Source organism: Clostridium sp. HCS.1 (genome assembly GCF_047900555.1).
GTDB lineage: Bacteria > Bacillota > Clostridia > Clostridiales > Clostridiaceae > Clostridium.
Genome location: NZ_CP170704.1, coordinates 269,651 through 286,006 on the forward strand (window position 1 = coordinate 269,651; position 16,356 = coordinate 286,006).

Genomic DNA, 16,356 nt, shown 5'->3' on the forward strand with positions numbered 1-16,356 from the left:
ATATAAAAAATTGGTTTTTATATTTTCTTATGATATAGTATTTATAGTAATTTAATAAAGATTTTTATAATAAAATAAATAGAATTGGTAGGTAAATTTTATGGCAAAGATTAAATCCATGTTTGTTTGTCAAGAATGTGGATATGAGTCCCCTAAATGGTTAGGGAAATGTCCAGATTGTAATAAATGGAATACCTTAGTTGAAGAAATTAAGGAAACACATAAAGAAGCAAAATCTAAAGTAAATAATATTAGAGTAATAGAAAATATGCCAAAGAGCATAAGAGATATAAAGTCAGGTGAAAAAGAAAGATATGATACTGGACTAAAAGAATTAAATAGAGTTTTAGGTGGTGGATTGGTAAGAGGTTCATTAACATTAATATCAGGAGATCCTGGAATAGGGAAATCTACACTGCTTCTACAAACAGCAGACTCTATTTCAAAAAGTTATGGTAAGGTTTTATATGTTTCTGGAGAAGAATCTGAAGAGCAAATCAAAATTAGAGGGGATAGGTTAGGAGTTAATGCAGAATCACTTTATATATTATCTGAAACTAATTTAGATTTAATAGAAGCATATATTGATGAGATAAAGCCTGTATTCGTAATTATAGACTCAATTCAAACTGTATATAAGGAATCTATTACTTCAGCACCAGGAAGTGTATCTCAAGTTAAAGAGTGTTCTAATGCTATTATGAGAATAGGAAAAAATCAAGGAATACCATTATTTATAGTTGCTCATGTAACAAAGCAAGGTGAATTAGCAGGACCAAGAGTATTAGAGCATATGGTAGATACGGTTCTATATTTTGAAGGGGAACGTACAGAGGAATTTAGAGTTCTTAGAACTATGAAGAATCGTTTTGGTACTACTAGTGAAATTGGTGTCTTTGAAATGGCTGAAGAAGGATTAAAGGAAATATACGATCCTTCGAGAATATTCCTAGAGGATACTAATTTTAACCAAGAAGGTTCTGTAGTAATAGGTATTATGGAAGGTACTAGACCTATATTAGTAGAAATGCAGGCTTTGGTTAGTGAAAGTAATACTCATTTAGCTAGTAGAACTGCTGTAGGTATAGATAATCAAAGGTTAAGACTTATACTAGCAGTACTAGAAAAGAAATTAAGAGTTCCTTTTTATAAATACGATGTTTATGTAAATGTAGTTGGAGGTCTTACCTTAGATGGTACTACTGGAGATTTAGGATTAGCATTAGCACTATTATCTAGTGTTAAAAATACAGGATTAAAACTTAAAAGAACAGTTATAATTGGGGAAGTAGGATTAACGGGAGAAATTAGACCTATATCTTCTTGTGAAAGATTAATTAAAGAAGCTGAAAAAATGGGTTTTGAAAATGCTATTATTCCTGAAAGAAATAGGGATAAAGTTACTGGAAGTAATATAAATATAATAGGTGTAAGTAATTTAAGAGAGGCTATAAATAAGATATTCTAACAGATTGGGTGAGTATATGAGGATAAAAGATGATGAAGAAATAAAAAGTATATTAAAACTTATGAGTCCAGGCACAGCATTAAGAGAAGGTTTGGAAAATATCTTAAGAGCTAAAACAGGAGGACTTATAGTTATAGGTGATAATGAAGAAGTTATGAAAATAGTAGATGGTGGATTTAATATAAACTCAGAGTATTCACCAGCCTATGTTTATGAATTAGCGAAGATGGATGGAGCTATTGTTCTTAGTAGTGATTTGAAGAGAATAATTTATGCTAATACACAACTAGTTCCTGATCATACTTTAAGCACATATGAAACTGGTACTAGGCATAGAACGGCAAATAGAGTTGCAAAACAAACTGGTAATATTGTAATAGCAATTTCTCAAAGAAGAAATATTATTACTATTTACAAAGGTGATTTAAAGTATGTGCTTCAAGAAAGTAGTGTAATTTTAGCAAGAGCAAATCAAGCAATACAGACATTAGAAAAATACGTAAATGTTCTAGATAGGGTAATAAATAATCTTAACTTATTAGAGTATCAAGATTTAACTACTATTTTTGATGTGGTTACAGCTATTCAAAGAACTGAAATGGTAATGAGGATAGTAGAAGAAATAAAAAGATATATAGTTGAACTTGGAAATGAAGGAAGATTAATATCAATGCAATTAAGCGAACTTATAAGATTTATTGAAAGAGATGGAATACTTTTAATAAGAGATTATTGCAAAGAAGATATGGATTATCATGAAATATATAATGGAATCCAAAGACTTACTGCAGAAGAGTTAGTTGACTTAGACTTAATAGCAAAATTATTAGGATATTCTTCACTTTCATTGACAGACACATTGATTTCACCAAAAGGATTTAGAATATTATTTAAGGTTCCGAGAATACCTGTTTCAGTAATAGAAAATCTTATAAAGCATTTTAAAGAACTTAAATATGTAATTGAGGCTGATACTAATGCTTTAGATCAAGTTGATGGTATTGGAGAGGCAAGAGCTAAAGCAATAAGAAGTGGTCTTAAGAGAATAAAAGAACAGATATATCTAAAAAATGAGATTTAGTACCTTTATGTATAAAAGTAAAATAAATAGATAATAATAAAAAAAGCAGGAGTTAGCCTGCTTTAAACTTATCTAAATGTAAACTTTCCCAATAGATTTATTTTGTTTTCTTCTTTTATAAGTATGTCATATAAATTTAAGTCTAAACAATTACATAAAGAAGTAAGATAAAATATATTATTTCCTATTTCAGTTTCGATAATGTCACGACAATTATCACAAAGAATACCTTCAATTTGAGTACTCAAAGAAGGATTTAGGCTATTATCAGTATTAAAAGTATTTTGTTTTTTAGCCGAAATTTCAATACATCCACAATTTGTTACTGATTTAGCTAATGCTCTAGTAACTCTAGCATTTGATTCATTTAATTTAGTCATTATATCTAGAATACTTCTATGACGTAATAAAGATTCATCAACGTCATTTTGAAAATTATCAAAAATTATATCTTTCATATACATCAACTCCTTAAAATTTACGGCTGTTGTTTATGATTTTTATAGTGTTAAAAGGAAATGTAATTAACTTAAACTTATAATAAATTAATTACATGATTATTTATAGGGGGTATTTTAAATTAATAAGATTTTAATAAATATTCATTTTAGATAATACCTTTATATGGTATAATTAATAAAAAATAAAAATATATAGGAGGTGAAAAAATGTTAAAAAAGATTATAAGGGTTATATTTACCATTATAGGTTTAATAAGTGGATATATTTTAAGTGGTGTCTTAATAAATATAAAGCTTATAAGTGACTTATCTTTTTTATCAGAAACTGTTGGAATTATATCTTTTCGTGTTCTTCTAACTTTATTAATTGGAATTATTCTTTATTTTATTTCTCCGAGTATTTATGACTCTATTTTGAAGGCTATTGAATATATAGAAAAAAATATTCAAAGGTTTACAGCAACAGAAATTATATATGGAATATTTGGAGCCTTTATATCTCTAATAATAACATCATTAATAGGACTACCATTAAATAGTATAGATTTATTTGGGTTAGGGCCGATATTATTTGTATTAGTAAATTTAATATTTGCTATAATATTTGCTAGCATTTTTATAGAGAAAAGAGATGACATATCAAATGTTCTTAGTAATTTAAAAAAGAATAGTATTAGGGATAAAAAATCTAAAGTAGCAGTTAAGAATAATCCCAAAGTATTAGATACATCAGTAATAATAGATGGAAGAATTTTTGATATATGCCAAACTGGTTTTATAGAAGGACCATTAGTGATTCCTAACTTTGTTTTAGATGAATTAAGACATATATCAGATTCAGCAGATTCTCTTAAAAGAAATAGGGGAAGAAGAGGTCTTGATATATTAAACAAGATCCAAAAGGAATTAGATATTGAAACTCAAATTTGGGAAGGTGATTTCCCGGAAATTCAAGAAGTAGATAGTAAGTTATTAAAGCTTGCCCAAGTATTAAAGGGAAAAGTAATAACTAATGATTTTAATTTAAATAAAGTTGCTGAGTTCCAAGGGGTTCCAGTGCTTAACATCAATGAACTTGCTAATGCAATTAAGCCAATAGTTCTTCCAGGAGAGGAAATGAAGGTAGTAGTAGTTAAAGATGGTAAGGAAGCAACTCAAGGAATTGGTTACCTAGATGATGGAACCATGATAGTTGTAGAAGGCGGAAGAAGGTATATGGGTGAACAAATCACAGTGATAGTAACATCTGTATTACAAACAGCAGCTGGAAGAATGATATTTGCAAAACCAAAAGATGAATAAGTAGGTGTTTAGATGATTAGTGCTATAATTTTAGCTGGTGGAAAAGGTAAGAGAATGGGTGCTAACATTAGCAAGCAATATATAGAACTTAAAGGGAAACCAATTCTATACTATACAATAAAAAGGTTTTCTGAATCTAAAGATATAGATAGAATTATTTTAGTATTGCCAAAGGATGAAATAGATTATTGTAAAGAAGAAGTACTAGATAAGTATTCTTTAAAAGTAGATTTAATAGTTGAGGGTGGAAAAGAGAGACAAGATTCAGTTATTAATGCTTTAGATAAACTTGTTGATGATGAAATAGTTTTGATTCATGATGGAGCAAGACCTTTTGTATCACAAAGAATAATAGATGAAGGTATAAAATATGCAAGGCTTTATGGAGCCGCAGCACCTGGAGTTATGCCGAAGGATACTATAAAGATAAAGGATGATAACAATTTTTCTCTTTCTACTCCAGATAGAAATACTTTAGTAGCTATTCAAACTCCTCAAGTATTTAAACTTAATATAATTAAGGACTGTCATAAAAGAGTAAAAGAGGAAAACATAAAGGTTACCGATGATACTATGGTAGTTGAAGAATATGGCAACGAGGTTTATCTATATGAAGGTGACTATACTAATATTAAGGTAACTACTCCAGAGGATTTAATATTAGCAGAAAAGCTTATATAATCTTGGAAGATAGTGTATTGACATAATTTTTACAAGAATATATAATTAATTAAGCTATAATTAAATAGGTTTAAAACATTGAAGAAGAATAGTAAAATCCGCTTTTTCAGAGAGAAAATTCATGGGCTGTAAGATTTTCAATAGGATTTGAACCAGCTTTGGAGTTGTAGGTAAAAACTATCGGTTTAATATCGTTAAAATTATTAGAGCACAAATTTAGGTGGTACCGCGATATAAGTTCGCCCTAATTAATTAGGGTGAGCTTTTTTTTATTTATAAAATTACAAAAAAATATATTTTAAAAGGTATTTTTAAGTTTAATTTATATTTATTATTAAAAATGGATAAACACTATATAAGATGAATTATAAAATTTTTTATAAAAAGCACTTAAATTTTATCTAAGCAATATTAGTTTTGAATATAATGATAGGAATAATAGGAGGAACAAATAATGAAAATGTCTAATATGTTAGTATCAACATTAAGGGAGGTTCCAGCTGAAGCTGAAATTAATAGCCATAAATTAATGTTAAGAGCTGGTATGATAAGAAAGATGGCATCAGGAATATATAACTATATGCCATTAGGATTAAAAGTTCTAAAGAAGGTAGAAGACATAATAAGAGATGAAATGAATGAGGCTGGAGCACAAGAATTCCTAGCATCAGCAGTATTACCAGCAGAACTTTGGCAAGAATCAGGTAGATGGGATGTTTATGGGGAAGAAATGTTCAGACTTAAGGATAGAAATAATAGAGATTTCTGCTTAGGACCAACTCATGAAGAGGTATTTACAGATATAGCTAGAAATGAAATTAAGTCTTATAAGCAACTACCAGTAAATCTTTATCAAATACAAACTAAATACAGAGATGAAAGAAGACCAAGATTTGGAGTTATGAGATCTAGAGAGTTTATAATGAAGGATGCTTATAGTTTTGATAAGGATCAAGAAGGATTAGATATTTCTTATAACAAAATGAGAGAAGCATATATTAAGATATTTAATAGATGTGAAATAGATGCTAAACCAGTTGAAGCTGATTCAGGAGCAATTGGTGGTTCAAATTCAGCTGAATTTATGGTTAAATCAGAAGTAGGCGAAGATGATGTAGTTTTCTGTACAGCTTGCGATTATGCAGCTAATATAGAAAAAGCTCCATCAACTGTAGAAAAAGCTGAATTAGAAGAATTAAAGGAATTAGTTAAAACTGAAACACCAAATATTAAGACAATAGAAGAATTAGTTAAATTCTTTAATACAACAGAAAAGAAATTTGCTAAAACTTTAATATTTAATGCTGATGATAAAATAGTTGCAGTTATGGTAAGAGGAGATAGAGAAGTTAATGAAGTTAAGGTAACTAATGCTTTAGGTGGAGTAGTTAATTTAAATATGGCGACACCAGAAGAAGTATTTAAAGCAACTAATGCACAAGTTGGATTTGCTGGACCTATAAATATAAAGGTAGATACTTTATTAGTTGATGAAGAAGTTGTTAATATGTACAATTTTATTGTAGGAGCAAATAAAACAGGATACCATATTGAAAATGTAAACTATGGTAGAGATTTTGAAGGTGTAGTAGGTGACTATAGAAATATAACTGAAGGTGAAAATTGCCCAGTTTGTGGTGGAAAAGTAACTATATCAAGAGGAACAGAAGTAGGGCATATATTTAAGCTTGGAACAAAATATTCAGAGGCTATGAAAGCTACTTTTATAGATGAAAATGGTAAGGAAAAGTCATTTATAATGGGTTGTTATGGAATAGGTGTAACTAGAACTATGGCATCAATAATAGAACAGCATAATGATGAGAATGGAATAGTGTGGCCTTTAGCTGTAGCACCATATCATGTAAATGTGATACCAGTAAACATAAAAGATGAAGAGCAAATGAAAATTGCTAATAAGATTTACAATGAGTTAAAAGAAATAGGTGTTGATGCAGTTCTAGATGATAGAAATGAGAGAGCAGGAGTTAAGTTTAAGGATTCAGATTTAATGGGAATACCTATGAGAATCACAGTAGGAAAGAAAATTTCAGAAGGTGAAGTTGAATTTAAACTTAGAACATCTGATATGGAAAATGTTAAAATTGAAGATGTATTAGATAAGGTAAGAGAAGAGTTTAAAAGGAATAAATTATCTGTTAGATAAGGAGGCGATTAAATGAAAATTTATAATAGCTTAACTAGAAAAAAGGAGGAGTTTGTACCAATTACTCCAGGAGAAGTTAAGATGTATGTTTGTGGACCTACTGTTTATAATTATTTTCATATAGGAAATGGTAGAACATTTATAGTTTTTGATACTATTAGAAGATATCTAGAGTATAAAGGATATAATGTTAAATTTGTTCAAAACTTTACTGATATAGATGACAAAATGATTAGAAAAGCTAATGAAGAAGGAACAACAGTTGCTTGCATTGGTGATAAATATATAGATGAATATTATAAAGATGCTGATGGACTAAATATAAAAAGAGCATCAATTAATCCAAGAGCAACAGAATATATAAAAGACATTATAGATTTTATAGAAGGATTAATAGATAAAGGCTATGCCTATGAAGTTGATGGAGATGTTTATTTTAGAACTAAGGAATTCAATGGTTATGGAAAACTTATAAAACAAAGTTTAGAAGATCTTCAATCTGGAGCTAGAATAAATGTTGATGAAAGAAAAGAAGATCCTATGGATTTTGCTTTATGGAAATCTCAAAAACCAGGAGAACCTGCTTGGATAAGTCCTTGGGGCTTAGGCAGACCTGGATGGCATATAGAATGCTCATGCATGGCAAAGAAATTACTTGGAGAAACTATAGATATTCATGCAGGTGGTATGGATTTAGCTTTTCCACATCATGAGAATGAGATAGCTCAAAGTGAAGCATTAACAGGAAAGCCTTTTGCTAATTATTGGATGCATTCAGCTTATTTAAATGTTAATAATCAAAAAATGTCTAAGTCTCTAAATAATTTTTTAACTGCAAGGGATGCTCTTGAAAAATATGATTCAGATGTAATTAGATTCTTAATGTTATCTGCACATTACAGAGTACAATTAAATTTTAGTGATGATTTATTGGAATCTGCAAAGGCATCAGTAGAAAGATTATATAACGCTGTAGCAAATCTTGAAAATTTAATTGATGAAGTTAAGACTGAAAAGATGGATAGTGATGAAGAAAGTTATTTAAAATCTTTAGATGTGTATAGACAAAGATATATAGATAAGATGGATGATGATTTTAATACAGCAGATGCCATTACAGCTATATTTGATTTAATTAAGGATATAAACACCAATATATCTATTGAATCTTCTAAGGAACTTTGCGAGAAAGCTTTAGAGTTAATTAGAGAACTTGGAAATCCATTAGGTATACTTCAAAAATCTACTAAGGGTAGCTTAGAGGATGAAGTAGAAAAGTTAATTGAAGAAAGACAACAAGCAAGAAAAAATAGAGATTTTGCACTAGCAGATAAAATAAGAGATGATTTAAAAGCTAGGAATATAATTTTAGAAGATACACCTCAAGGTGTTAGATGGAAAAAAATAAATTAATATATAGGCTGCATTTTGCAGCCTTTATTTAAAGGAGAAGAATATGTTAGAGGATTTAAGAATTAGAGAATTTAGTAAGGAAGAAGCTAGGCAATTAAATCCTTTGCAGTTGGCACTTATAGGGGATGGTGTTTTTGAAATATATATAAGAAACTTTATACTTTCAAACCAAACTGACCTTTCTGCACATAAGATGCATATAAAGGCTATTGGATATGTAAAGGCAAAGAGTCAATCTTCCATAATACATAGAATAGAAAATGATTTAACAGAAGAAGAAATGTATATTTATAAAAGAGGCAGAAATGCAAAATCTCCTACTGTTCCCAAGAATGCAAATGTAATAGATTATAGAAATGCAACAGGATTTGAAGCTTTAATAGGTTTCTTATACTTGACAGGAAATAAGGAAAGACTATTTAATATATTAGAAAAGTCTACTGAAATATAGTTAACATAAGGTGAGAAAAGTATATAATATAGATAAGGAGTGATTATTATGACTAAAGGAACAAGAGAAGCAAGAATGAGAGCTAGAATGGAAAGAGAAATGACAGAGAATAATCAAAGACCTCCTAAAAGACAGTTTTCTAAGGATAATAGAAAAGTCATTGGAGATAGAGATAATGATATAAATGAAGCAGAAGTTAGAGAAGATTTAATTATTGGTAGAAATGCTGTTATGGAAGTTTTAAAAAGTGATAGAACAATTGAAGCAGTATATATTTCTAACACACATATGGAAGGTTCTATAAAAGCTATAATAAATATAGCTAGAGATAAGGGATTAGTATTAAAAGAAGTAGATAGAAAAAAACTAGATTTAATGAGCGGTGGCACTAATCACCAAGGTGTAATAGCTCAAGTAACACCATTTAAGTATTCTGAAATAGCTGATATTCTTAATTTAGCAAAGAAAAGAGGTCAAGATCCATTTGTAGTTATTTTGGATGAAATTGAAGATCCTCACAATTTAGGTTCTATAATAAGAACAGCTGAATTATGTGGTGCACATGGAATTATTATACCTAAGAGAAGAAATGTTGGTATTACATCTACTGTTTATAAATGTTCTGTAGGAGCTATAGAGCATATGAGAATAGCTAAAGTAACAAATATAAATGTAGCAATAGATGAGTTAAAGAAGTCTGGCCTATGGATATATGGAGCGGATATAGCAGGTGATGAGTATAGCTATGAAGTTAATTTCAATGGACCATGTGCAATAGTTATAGGAAGTGAAGGAAGAGGAATATCTAAGCTTACCTTGAAAAAGTGCGATAAATTAGTTAAAATCCCTATGGTAGGGAAAATAAATTCTTTAAATGCTTCAGTTGCAGGTGGTATAATGATGTATGAAATATTAAAAGGAAGGCTAGCAAAATAGCTTAGCCTAAAGAGGTACCATGTGAAGATAATGTTTATTGATGGGTATAACGTTATAAATAGCTGGCCAAATTTAAAGATTCAAAAAGATTATAGTTTTGATGGAGCCAGACAAACCTTGATAGATAGTTTACATAATTATTCAGTTTATGAAGGATGTAAAATTATAATTGTTTTTGATGCCCATAAGGTAAATAGAAGCATTGAAAAGAAGGAAGTTATAAATAATAATATCAGCATAGTTTTTACCAAGGATGGTGAAACAGCTGATTCCTATATAGAAAGAGAAGTTCATAATTTAGGTAGAAGGTATGAAGTATATGTAGTTACCTCAGACTGGCTTGAGCAACAAACTATTTTTCAAAGAGGAGCAGTAAGAATTTCTTCCATTGAATTTTATAATGAGGTTCTTGATACAGAAAATAGAATTAAAAGAAAAACATTGAAAAATACTAATTTATCCAACAAAAATAATTTATTAGATAATGTGAATGATGATATATTAGAAAAGCTTGAAGCTATGAGACGAAGCAAATAATATATTGTAATATGAGAATTTGTAATATGGGAATTTATATTATATAGGCATTAAAAGGGGGGATATATAGTGGAGAGCGCTAGAAGAAAAGAAGGTTTATTTACTGAATTTGAAAATAAACTTGATGAAGAAGTGGTTGATGAAGCTAAGAAAGGTGACTGTAGAGCTCAAGAATACTTAATTTCAAAATATGAGAGCTTTGTAAAGGCTAAAGCAAAATCATATTTTCTTATTGGAGCTGACAAAGAGGATATTTATCAAGAGGGTATGATAGGATTATATAAGGCTATAAGAGATTTTAAAGCTGATAAATTAACTAGTTTTAAAGCTTTTGCAGAGATTTGTGTCACTAGACAAATAATAACTGCTATAAAAACTGCCACGAGACAAAAACATATACCTCTTAACACATATATATCTTTAAACAAACCGATATATGAAGAAGATTCAGATAGAACATTAATTGATGTTTTGTCTGAACTAAAGATTACTGATCCAGAAGAACTTATTATAGGAAAAGAGCAAATAAAACATATAGAGGGAGAAATGGCAAAGGTGCTTTCTGATCTTGAAATGGAGGTTCTTCAATCTTATTTAGATGGGAAATCTTATCAAGAAATAGCTTGTGATTTAGATAGGCAAGCGAAGTCTATTGATAATGCACTTCAAAGAGTTAAAAGGAAATTAGAAAAATGTCTTTATTATGAAAAATAAGTCATTAAATTTTTATTGACAAATTTTTTGAATAATAGTAAACTTTATAATTGGTATATTAAAATGTAGACCAAAAAATTAAGATGGAAATGCTCACGTAGCTCAGTAGGTAGAGCGTCGCCTTGGTAAGGCGGAGGTCGTCGGTTCAATCCCGATCGTGAGCTCCAATATAGTTGAGCGCTCACTAAGTGTGATTATTGTAATTAATTTGCTTTGATCTTTGTAGTGGGCTCAATATATTAACCAATAAGCTAGAAAACGCTAGGCAAAGTTTATTACAAAGATTAAAGGAGGATTTTACAATGGCAAAGCAAAAATTCGAAAGAAGCAAACCACACGTAAACATTGGAACAATCGGTCACGTTGACCACGGTAAGACAACTTTAACAGCTGCAATCACAACTGTTTTAGCAAACAGAGGATTAGCAGAATCATTTAAATATGATGAAATTGATAAGGCTCCAGAAGAAAAAGAAAGAGGAATCACAATCAATACAGCTCACGTTGAATACCAAACAGAAAACAGACACTATGCTCACGTTGACTGTCCAGGACACGCTGACTATGTTAAGAACATGATTACAGGAGCTGCTCAAATGGATGGAGCTATCTTAGTTGTTTCAGCTGCAGATGGTCCAATGCCACAAACAAGAGAACACATCCTACTAGCATCAAGAGTTGGAGTTGACTACATAGTAGTATTCTTAAACAAAGCTGATATGGTAGATGATGAAGAATTATTAGAATTAGTTGAAATGGAAGTTAGAGAATTATTATCAGAATACAACTTCCCAGGAGATGACATTCCAGTAATAAAGGGTTCAGCTTTACAAGCATTAGAAAACCCAACAGATGAAAAAGCTATAGCACCAATCTTAGAATTAATGGAAGCTGTTGATAGCTATATCCCAACTCCAGAAAGAGCAACAGATAAGCCATTCTTAATGCCAGTAGAAGATGTATTCACAATCACTGGTAGAGGAACAGTTGCTACAGGAAGAGTTGAAAGAGGAGTTCTTCACGTAGGAGACGAAGTAGAAATCGTTGGATTAGCAGAAGAAAGCAGAAAAGTAGTAGTAACAGGAATAGAAATGTTCAGAAAGTTACTAGACGAAGCGCAAGCTGGAGATAACGTTGGAGTTCTTTTAAGAGGAGTTCAAAGAACTGACATCGAAAGAGGTCAAGTATTAGCAAAGACTGGATCAGTTAAGCCACACAACAAGTTCGTAGGTCAAGTATACGTACTTAAAAAAGAAGAAGGTGGAAGACATACTCCATTCTTCGATGGATATAGACCACAATTCTACTTCAGAACAACAGACGTTACTGGTTCAATCAAATTACCAGAAGGAATGGAAATGGTTATGCCAGGAGACCACATCGATATGAACGTTGAATTAATCACTAGAGTTGCTATGGACGAAGGATTAAGATTCGCTATCAGAGAAGGTGGAAGAACTGTAGGTTCAGGAGTTGTTACTAGCATAATAGAATAGTAATAAGCTAAAAATGTGTTATATAGGGCTGGGTTTCATTACCTAGTCCTATGTAATGCTGATATATTGACATAATAGCTATTTTGTGATAATGTGTTTAAGTAATTAACGAAAACAAATTAACATAAAGTAGTAGATTTTTATATTATTTACGGTAAACTGGAGGTGCAGACTGTGAGAGTAAAGGTAACTTTAGCGTGCACAGAGTGTAAGCAAAGAAATTACAATTCAATGAAAAATAAAAAGAATAACCCAGACAGATTAGAAATGCATAAATACTGCAAGTTCTGTAAAAAACATACACTTCATAAAGAGACAAAATAATTAGCTGATATAGTGTTGACATATACTCACAAAGATTAAGGATGTGAAGTAATGGCTGTTAAGGAAAATGTAAATTTAACTAAGAAATCACCTAATAAAGGCAGATTACTTAAATTTTTTAGAGAGGTTAAGGCAGAAGTTAAAAGAATAACTTGGCCTTCTAAAAATGAAACTAAAAAAGCGTTAATTGCAGTTGGCGTAGTTGTACTAATATATGTAGTATTAGTAGGCGGGTTAGATTATATTTTTCAAAACCTCTTTGAATGGATTTTTAAATTTAAATAAAAGGAGGTTTAGGCAATATAGCCTATAAGAAAATATGAGCGAAAGAGCAAGATGGTATGTTGTACACACATACTCAGGCTACGAAAACAAAGTTAAGGCGAATCTTGAAAAAACCATTGAAAATAGAAATCTTCAAAACTTATTACAAGACATTCAAGTGCCTATGGAAGAAGTTGTAGAAGAGAAAGATGGAAAGCAAAAGATTTCACTAAAGAAGAAGTTTCCTGGATATGTGTTAGTAAAAATGCTAATGACAGATGAGTCATGGTATGTGGTTAGAAACACAAGGGGTGTAACAGGTTTTGTTGGCCCAGCTTCTAAACCAGTACCCCTAACTGATGAGGAAATTGAGTCTATGGGTGTTAAAGAAGCACCTGTAGAAATAGATTTAGAAGTAGGGGAAAGTGTGAGAGTTATCTCTGGGCCACTAAGAGAGTTCGTGGCTACAATTCAAGAGATAAATCTTGAAAAACGCAAGATTAAAGCGTTAATTGATATGTTTGGCAGAGAAACTCTAGCTGAACTAGATTTTACACAAGTTGAAAAATTAGTTTAATATAAGCTAATGTTTTAATAAAGTGGGAGGACTCAAGTCCGTATTACCACAGTATAGGAGGAATATTAACATGGCTAAGAAAGTAACAGGGATGATTAAACTTCAACTTCCTGCAGGTAAGGCAACACCAGCACCACCAGTAGGACCAGCATTAGGTCAACATGGTGTTAATATTATGGGATTCTGTAAGGAGTTTAATGCAAAGACTGCTAACCAAGCTGGATTAATAATACCAGTAGTAATAACAGTTTACCAAGATAGATCTTTTAGTTTTATACTAAAAACTCCACCAGCAGCAGTTCTTATAAAGAAGGAATTAGGAATCGAAAGTGGTTCAGGTGTTCCAAACAGAACTAAGGTTGGTAAATTAACAAAGGATCAAGTGAGAAAAATTGCTGAGTTAAAAATGCCTGACTTAAATGCAGCAAACATCGAAACTGCTATGAGCATGATCGAAGGTACTGCAAGAAGTATGGGAGTAACTGTTGAAGAGTAATTCGTAAAAAAGTGGGAGGTAAAAACCGCTAACACCACAAAGGAGGCAAATTATGGGAAAGAATTATATTGAAAGTTCAAAATTAATAGATAAGAGTGCATTATACACTCCATCTGAAGCTTTAGATTTAGCTGTTAAAACTGCTAAAGCAAAGTTTGATGAAACTATAGAATTACATGTTAGATTAGGTGTAGACCCTAGACATGCAGATCAACAAGTTAGAGGAGCTGTTGTTCTTCCAAACGGAACAGGTAGAACTGTAAGAGTTTTAGTGTTCGCTAAGGGAGAAAAGGCTAAAGAAGCTCAAGAAGCAGGAGCAGATTTCGTTGGAGCTGAAGAATTAGTTCAAAAGATCCAAAGTGAAAACTGGTTTGATTATGATGTAGTTGTAGCTACACCAGACATGATGGGTGTTGTTGGTAGAATCGGTAGAGTTTTAGGACCTAAGGGATTAATGCCAAACCCAAAATCAGGTACTGTAACATTTGATGTTGCTAAAGCAATAGCTGAAATCAAAGCTGGTAAAGTAGAATATAGAGTTGATAAGACTGCTATAGTTCACTGCCCAATTGGAAAGAAATCTTTCGGAGTTGAAAAGTTACAACAAAACTTCCACGCTTTAATGGATGCTTTAATAAAAGCTAAACCAGCAGCTGCTAAGGGACAATACGTTAAGTCAGTATCAGTTTCAAGCACTATGGGACCTGGAGCAAAGATTAACCCAACAAAAGTTTTAGATTAGTATTGACAAGTAAAAGATTATTTAATATAATCTTAACTGTTGAAAAAAAGAATACTAATTCCAAAGACAGTAGGTGCCGAAAGGTTTAAATAATTGCCTACCGAGGAATACCAAGGTAAGTAATTATTGTTGGTCTTCCTATGTCTATGGGAAGGCCTTTCTTAATATAAAATTGCAGTTAAAAAACTGTGAGGAGGTGGACACACAGTAATGAATAAGAATAGACAAATTAAAGAAGCTAAGGTAGCTGAAATAAAAGAAAAGCTAGAAAAAGCTCAAGGAGTTGTTCTAGCAAACTATCAAGGTTTAACAGTTGAAGAAGACACAGCTTTAAGAAAGAACTTAAGAGAAGCAGGTGTTGAATACAAGGTTTATAAAAACAACCTAGTAGTATTAGCTGCTAACGAATTAGGAATTCAAGGTCTTGATGAATACTTAGAAGGACCAGTATCTATAGCATTCGGTTATGAAGATGCAACTGCTCCAGCAAGAGTATTACATACATTTGCTAAGGATCACAAGAAATTAGAATTAAAAGCTGGTATGGTAGACGGTACTATATACAACAAAGAACAAGTTGAAAAGCTTGCTACAATACCATCAAAAGAAGTTCTTATCGCAAAACTTCTTGGAAGCTTCAAGGCTCCATTATCAAACCTTGCATACTTATTAAATGCAATTAAAGAAAAAAAAGAATCAGAATCAGCTGAATAATAACTGATAAAAATTTGGAGGTGCAATTAAAATGACAAGAGAAGATATAATTCAAGCTATAAAAGAAATGACTGTTTTAGAATTAAACGAGCTAGTTACAGCTTGTGAAGAAGAATTTGGTGTAAGCGCTGCTGCTCCAGTAGCAGTTGCAGGTGCTGTTGCAGGTGGTGCTGCAGCTGCAGAAGAAAAGACTGAATTTGATGTAGTATTAGCTAACGCTGGTGCACAAAAGATCAAAGTAATCAAAGTAGTTAGAGAATTAACTGGATTAGGATTAAAGGAAGCTAAGGAAATAGTTGACGGAGCTCCTAAGACAATTAAAGAAGGCGTTTCAAAAGACGAAGCTGAAGATATGAAAGCTAAGTTAGCTGAAGTTGGAGCTGAAGTAGAAGTTAAGTAATTAACTTTATAAAATAAAAAGGTGCTATAATAGCACCTTTTTAATTGCTTAAATAAAGCTATATAAAATATCATATTCCTGGGATACTTTATATAGTTTTATTAAATTTAGAAAATTTAGAAGATATTTTGT

Annotated in this window: 19 protein-coding genes, 1 tRNA gene and 2 other annotated features; of the genes, 19 read left to right on the forward strand and 1 reads right to left on the reverse strand. The window is 31.0% G+C overall.

From position 1 onward, the window contains the following. Positions 1-100 precede the first annotated feature (100 nt). Positions 101-1,468 carry a DNA repair protein RadA gene (gene radA / locus ACFYH6_RS01325; RefSeq protein ID WP_416179377.1) on the forward strand — a complete coding sequence of 456 codons (1,368 nt, stop codon included), beginning with the start codon at positions 101-103 and terminating at the stop codon, positions 1,466-1,468. Between the two features lie 16 nt (positions 1,469-1,484). Further along, positions 1,485-2,549, forward strand: a complete 1,065-nt coding sequence (disA, locus tag ACFYH6_RS01330) for a DNA integrity scanning diadenylate cyclase DisA (RefSeq protein ID WP_316343196.1) — start codon at positions 1,485-1,487, stop codon at positions 2,547-2,549. A gap of 68 nt (positions 2,550-2,617) precedes the next feature. Here disA and ACFYH6_RS01335 read toward each other — a convergent pair whose 3' ends face one another. Continuing rightward, the gene (locus ACFYH6_RS01335) at positions 2,618-3,007 is read right to left on the reverse strand and encodes a DUF1573 domain-containing protein (RefSeq protein ID WP_416179376.1); all 390 of its coding nucleotides are present in this window, start codon (positions 3,005-3,007) and stop codon (positions 2,618-2,620) included. 210 nt (positions 3,008-3,217) lie between these two features. On the opposite strand from ACFYH6_RS01335, the gene ACFYH6_RS01340 reads away from it, so the two are divergent. The 17 genes from ACFYH6_RS01340 to rplL all read left to right on the forward strand — a co-directional run bounded on the left by ACFYH6_RS01340 (position 3,218) and on the right by rplL (position 16,224). Continuing rightward, the gene (locus tag ACFYH6_RS01340; RefSeq protein ID WP_316343195.1) at positions 3,218-4,312 is read left to right on the forward strand and encodes a PIN/TRAM domain-containing protein; all 1,095 of its coding nucleotides are present in this window, start codon (positions 3,218-3,220) and stop codon (positions 4,310-4,312) included. A 12-nt stretch (positions 4,313-4,324) separates the two neighbouring features. Then, a complete protein-coding gene (gene ispD, locus ACFYH6_RS01345) occupies positions 4,325-4,993 on the forward strand; it encodes a 2-C-methyl-D-erythritol 4-phosphate cytidylyltransferase (RefSeq protein ID WP_316343194.1) in 669 nt (222 codons plus the stop codon). Between the two features lie 69 nt (positions 4,994-5,062). After that, positions 5,063-5,243 (forward strand) — a binding site (T-box leader). 204 nt (positions 5,244-5,447) lie between these two features. Further along, on the forward strand, positions 5,448-7,160 hold the full coding sequence (locus ACFYH6_RS01350) for a proline--tRNA ligase (RefSeq protein WP_416179375.1): 1,713 nt from the start codon (positions 5,448-5,450) through the stop codon (positions 7,158-7,160). Between the two features lie 12 nt (positions 7,161-7,172). Beyond that, positions 7,173-8,573: a cysteine--tRNA ligase gene (cysS, locus tag ACFYH6_RS01355; RefSeq protein WP_316343192.1), complete on the forward strand. Its 1,401-nt coding sequence runs from the start codon at positions 7,173-7,175 to the stop codon at positions 8,571-8,573. Between the two features lie 43 nt (positions 8,574-8,616). Beyond that, positions 8,617-9,024, forward strand: coding sequence for a Mini-ribonuclease 3 (locus ACFYH6_RS01360; RefSeq protein ID WP_416179374.1), 408 nt, complete (start codon positions 8,617-8,619; stop codon positions 9,022-9,024). Positions 9,025-9,072: 48 nt separating this feature from the next. Then, positions 9,073-9,960 (forward strand): 23S rRNA (guanosine(2251)-2'-O)-methyltransferase RlmB, encoded by an 888-nt coding sequence (rlmB, locus tag ACFYH6_RS01365; protein ID WP_416179373.1) that lies wholly within the window; start codon positions 9,073-9,075, stop codon positions 9,958-9,960. Between the two features lie 21 nt (positions 9,961-9,981). Further along, entirely contained in the window at positions 9,982-10,497 is a 516-nt protein-coding gene (locus ACFYH6_RS01370) for an NYN domain-containing protein (protein ID WP_316343190.1), read from the forward strand. Positions 10,498-10,566: 69 nt separating this feature from the next. Further along, complete coding sequence (gene sigH / locus ACFYH6_RS01375; RefSeq protein WP_316343189.1) at positions 10,567-11,211, forward strand: RNA polymerase sporulation sigma factor SigH; 645 nt, start codon at positions 10,567-10,569, stop codon at positions 11,209-11,211. Between the two features lie 91 nt (positions 11,212-11,302). Further along, positions 11,303-11,378: transfer RNA gene (locus tag ACFYH6_RS01380), tRNA-Thr, on the forward strand. Positions 11,379-11,513: 135 nt separating this feature from the next. Beyond that, entirely contained in the window at positions 11,514-12,707 is a 1,194-nt protein-coding gene (gene tuf, locus ACFYH6_RS01385; RefSeq protein WP_416179369.1) for an elongation factor Tu, read from the forward strand. Between the two features lie 174 nt (positions 12,708-12,881). Then, positions 12,882-13,031, forward strand: a complete 150-nt coding sequence (gene rpmG / locus ACFYH6_RS01390) for a 50S ribosomal protein L33 (protein ID WP_066889817.1) — start codon at positions 12,882-12,884, stop codon at positions 13,029-13,031. A 51-nt stretch (positions 13,032-13,082) separates the two neighbouring features. Then, complete coding sequence (secE, locus tag ACFYH6_RS01395) at positions 13,083-13,316, forward strand: preprotein translocase subunit SecE (RefSeq protein WP_316345101.1); 234 nt, start codon at positions 13,083-13,085, stop codon at positions 13,314-13,316. Positions 13,317-13,350: 34 nt separating this feature from the next. Next, complete coding sequence (nusG, locus tag ACFYH6_RS01400) at positions 13,351-13,872, forward strand: transcription termination/antitermination protein NusG (protein ID WP_316345100.1); 522 nt, start codon at positions 13,351-13,353, stop codon at positions 13,870-13,872. A gap of 70 nt (positions 13,873-13,942) precedes the next feature. Continuing rightward, on the forward strand, positions 13,943-14,368 hold the full coding sequence (gene rplK / locus ACFYH6_RS01405) for a 50S ribosomal protein L11 (protein WP_316345099.1): 426 nt from the start codon (positions 13,943-13,945) through the stop codon (positions 14,366-14,368). Between the two features lie 52 nt (positions 14,369-14,420). Beyond that, positions 14,421-15,110, forward strand: coding sequence for a 50S ribosomal protein L1 (gene rplA, locus ACFYH6_RS01410; RefSeq protein ID WP_316345098.1), 690 nt, complete (start codon positions 14,421-14,423; stop codon positions 15,108-15,110). Positions 15,111-15,152: 42 nt separating this feature from the next. After that, positions 15,153-15,282: a sequence feature (ribosomal protein L10 leader region), on the forward strand. Positions 15,283-15,320: 38 nt separating this feature from the next. Further along, positions 15,321-15,824 (forward strand): 50S ribosomal protein L10, encoded by a 504-nt coding sequence (gene rplJ, locus ACFYH6_RS01415; protein ID WP_316345097.1) that lies wholly within the window; start codon positions 15,321-15,323, stop codon positions 15,822-15,824. A gap of 31 nt (positions 15,825-15,855) precedes the next feature. After that, complete coding sequence (rplL, locus tag ACFYH6_RS01420) at positions 15,856-16,224, forward strand: 50S ribosomal protein L7/L12 (protein WP_316345096.1); 369 nt, start codon at positions 15,856-15,858, stop codon at positions 16,222-16,224. Positions 16,225-16,356: the final 132 nt, after the last annotated feature.